Annotated in this window: 3 protein-coding genes and 1 pseudogene; 2 read left to right on the forward strand and 2 right to left on the reverse strand. The window is 63.5% G+C overall.

Translation table 11 applies throughout. The features are described 5' to 3' along the window. Positions 1-915, forward strand: a pseudogene (locus EOA29_RS29110) (DNA mismatch repair protein MutL); the annotation flags it as partial. 52 nt (positions 916-967) lie between these two features. Here EOA29_RS29110 and EOA29_RS29115 read toward each other — a convergent pair. Together EOA29_RS29115 and EOA29_RS29120 are read right to left on the reverse strand one after the other, a co-directional pair. Then, a complete protein-coding gene (locus EOA29_RS29115; RefSeq protein ID WP_145969851.1) occupies positions 968-1,687 on the reverse strand; it encodes a hypothetical protein in 720 nt (239 codons plus the stop codon). A gap of 156 nt (positions 1,688-1,843) precedes the next feature. Further along, positions 1,844-2,737 (reverse strand): EamA family transporter, encoded by an 894-nt coding sequence (locus EOA29_RS29120; protein WP_126094351.1) that lies wholly within the window; start codon positions 2,735-2,737, stop codon positions 1,844-1,846. Positions 2,738-2,848: 111 nt separating this feature from the next. Here EOA29_RS29120 and EOA29_RS29125 point away from each other — a divergent pair. Then, the coding region (locus EOA29_RS29125) for a LysR family transcriptional regulator (RefSeq protein WP_189479017.1) at positions 2,849-3,573 on the forward strand (725 nt) is incomplete at its 3' end.

Below are 3,573 nucleotides of genomic sequence, written 5' to 3' on the forward strand. Positions count from 1 at the left end.
ATCCGCGAGGCGCTGGCCGGCGCCGGCATCCGCGCCGCGACCTCTGGCGCAGCCGGCATGATGGCCGCGTTCCGGCCGGGCACGGCACCTTACGCGCATCCCGGGCCGACCGCCGGCCATCGCAGCTACGAGGCAGCCTACCACGCCTCTGGCTTCAGCGGTTTCGATCATGGTTCGAATTTGGCTCGCTCGCCACAGCGGCCGCACGACATGGGCGATGCGCGGCAGCCGCGAAACGGCTTCGCCGAAAACGAGCAAGCCGCCTTCGAGACGGGGCCGGTTGCCAGCGCCGATGCGCGGGCCGGCATAACCGAGCCGGCCGAAGCGCTGCTCGGCATGGCGCTGGGCGCGGCGCGCGCGCAGGTGCATGAGAACTACATCGTCGCCCAGACGAGGGATTCGCTCATCATTGTCGACCAGCATGCCGCGCATGAGCGGCTGGTCTACGAGGCGCTGAAGAATGCGCTGCATTCGCGCGCCGTGCCTTCGCAGATGCTGCTCCTGCCAGAGATCGTCGACCTGCCCGAAGAGGACGCCGAGCGGCTGGCATTGCATTCCGAGACGCTGGCCAAATTCGGCCTTGGCCTCGAGCGCTTCGGACCGGGTGCGGTGGCCGTGCGCGAGACACCCTCGATGCTCGGCGAAACCAACGTGCAGCAATTGGTGCGCGACCTCGCCGACGAGATCGCCGACAACGACACGGTCGAGACGCTGAAGGAGCGGCTGGACAGAATCGCCGCGACCATGGCCTGCCATGGTTCGGTGCGTTCCGGCCGGCTGCTCAAGGCCGAGGAGATGAACGCGCTGCTGCGCCAGATGGAGGCGACGCCGGGATCCGGCACCTGCAACCACGGCCGCCCGACTTATATCGAATTGAAGCTCGCCGATATCGAACGGCTGTTCGGGCGGAGGTGAGCGTCCCCTGGCTCGTTGCGCAACAGCAGGGTTGGCAGCATGCGCCTGAATATCATTTCTTTAGATGGTATTTTTTTGTCTTCGGGTCGAGGACATAGTCGTCCGCGCCTGCGAATTTGCCACCTCCAAAATTTACTGAAATGATGTCCTTGCCTCCCTCCACCCATTTTTCCACGTTCATATAAATGGGCGTCGTCGACATACCGGCGTTGCAGTCCTCATCGTCGAACCCGATCTCCTGAACGACTTTCTTTTTCTTCTTGTTGATGATTTGCAGTTTGGTCATGCAGATGCCGGCATCGGATGTCGTGTAGATTCCGGCAAACCGGTCGCTGGCCGTCTCGGCCCAGAAGGGAATCTCGACGGTTCCGTCGATCTTGCCCTCGCCGGTATCGTCGAGGCTGGCGACCTTCTTCAGCGTAACGGGAAATTTGTCCGTGTCCTTGCTCCAGTTCCCCGTAGCGCCGCTTTCGCCGACATCGAGGGAGAATGGGCATCCGGCCGTATCGACGGGCGTTTTTGATCCCATCACGAGAACGCGTTGAAATTGCTTGTCGTCCGCAATCTCGCACAGCGTGAGCCTTGAGCCGTCGGCCGTGCCGTAGATCGCGATGGGGCTTTGCTTGGCGTCGTAGAAATAGCTTCCCTCGACAGTGATGCCGCTGCCGAAGTGAGCATATCTCTGCAGCGAGAGATGGACCGGGTTCGGTCCGATCGAACCTTCGTAGTTCTCCACCTGGTACAAGCCCGCGACGGCGTTTTCGGTCGGCATGAGCAAACAGAAAACCGCGGTTATGAACCCTCTTCCCATCCCGATCCCCTCATCAAGTCGGGTCAGGATAGCTTGCCTTACGCCTGCATCACAGAGGTCATCGGTGGCGGATCGCAACTCATCAATCAAGTCGTGAAACGGTGATAACTCTCTGATTTACCGCTTTAAATTCACCACGATGACGCCGCCCAGAGCCAGCGCGCCGCCGAGGATGCCGAGCAGCGACGGCACTTCGCCCAGCCAGAAGAAGCCGATCAGGGCTGAGGTTGGCGAGACGAGATAGAGGAAGTTCGAGGCCCGTGCCGCAGGCAGGCGGGACAGCGCGGTCGCCCAGGCGGCGTAGGCGATCATCGAGGGCACGACGCCGAGATAGATGACGGCGCCGAGACCGGCGGTGTCGGCGACCGCGGCCTGCGAAAACGCTTCCGGCAGGAAGGGCGACAGGCAGAGCGCGCCGAGCACCATGTTGGAAGCCGCAATGGTCAGCGGATGATGGCGGGCAAAGAGCGGCTTCTGGACGATGGTGTTGACGGCCGAGCACAGTGCGGAACCCAGCACCAGCAGCGCGCCGGCATTGAAATGCAGGCCGTTCCCGTCGGCCACCGCGATGATGCCGATGCCGGTGAAGGAGATAATCGTACCGATCCAGGCCATGCCGGAAAAGCGCTCGCCGAGCAGCGCCATCGCCATGATCGCGGTGAAGATCGGGCTGACATTGATGATGAAGCCTGCGGCGCCAGCCGAGACGGTCAGCTCGCCGAAATTGAGCATGGCGGTATAGAGCGCGACGAAGATCGCGCCGCCGAAGCCAAAACGCCACAATTCGTCGAGTCTCGGCAGCGCCGGGCGCTTGACCGCCAGGAAGATAGCCGCCGGCACGGCCGCGATGGCAAAGCGCAGCGCGCCGAGTTCCAGCGGCTGGAAAGCAGCAAGGCCGGCGCGGATCGCCGGGAAGGCCGAGGCCCAACCGGCCACCGTCAGCGCCACTGCGACGGCTGCAGTGGTGTCTATGCGCTGTGTCTCATTCAACGTGCCGGTGTAAGCGCTCATCGCCGTTTCCTCGTTTTTCAGTGCCATGAGCACAGAAAACGCCATTGCAGACCGATTGACAAACGAGCAATTCGAGGGTCAGCTGTGAGCATGGATCACAGCTCGAACCCAATGCTTCCGCTGGAGACTTTGCGCGCTTTCGACGCCGCGGCGCGTACCGGAAGCTTCTCGGCGGCGGCCGAAAAGCTCAACCTCACGCACGGTGCGGTGAGCCGTCAGATCGCCAAGCTGGAGGACTGGCTGGGGCTCAAGGTTTTCGAGCGCAACGCGCGCGGCGTGACGCTGACCAATGAGGGCAACCGGCTGCATCTTCGCACCACCGAAGCCTTCGCGCTGATCTCGGTCAATTCCGACCGCTGGGTCGAGCCGCGCGGCACCGCCGTGGTGCGGCTGGCCTCGATCCCTTCGGTGAGCGGGCTGTGGCTGATGCCGCGCATGGCGGCGCTGGAAAACCACCCGACCCGGCTTCGCATCGTGCTCGATGTCGACAACCGGCAGGCCGACCTTGCCGACGAAGGCATCGACCTTTCCGTGCGCTGCGGGCGCGGCCGCATTCCCGGCCGCGTCTCGGTGCAGCTTTTCGAGGAGCAGATCTTTCCGATCGCCTCGCGGGAACTGGCGAAGGAGATCGGCAAAGGCGACCCGGCGCGGCTGCTCAAATTCCCGCTGATCAACGATTCCGACGCCTCCGGCTGGCGCGCCTGGTTCGCGGCGCAGGATGTCGACTACCGGCCTCGCCCGCAGGACCGGCGCTTCGAGGACTACAATCTGGTGCTCGACGCGGCAGCGCACGGGCTCGGTGTCGCGCTGGCGCGTCGAGCACCAGATTGTAGTCC

This window comes from Mesorhizobium sp. M1E.F.Ca.ET.063.01.1.1, assembly GCF_003998155.1.
Taxonomy (GTDB): domain Bacteria; phylum Pseudomonadota; class Alphaproteobacteria; order Rhizobiales; family Rhizobiaceae; genus Mesorhizobium.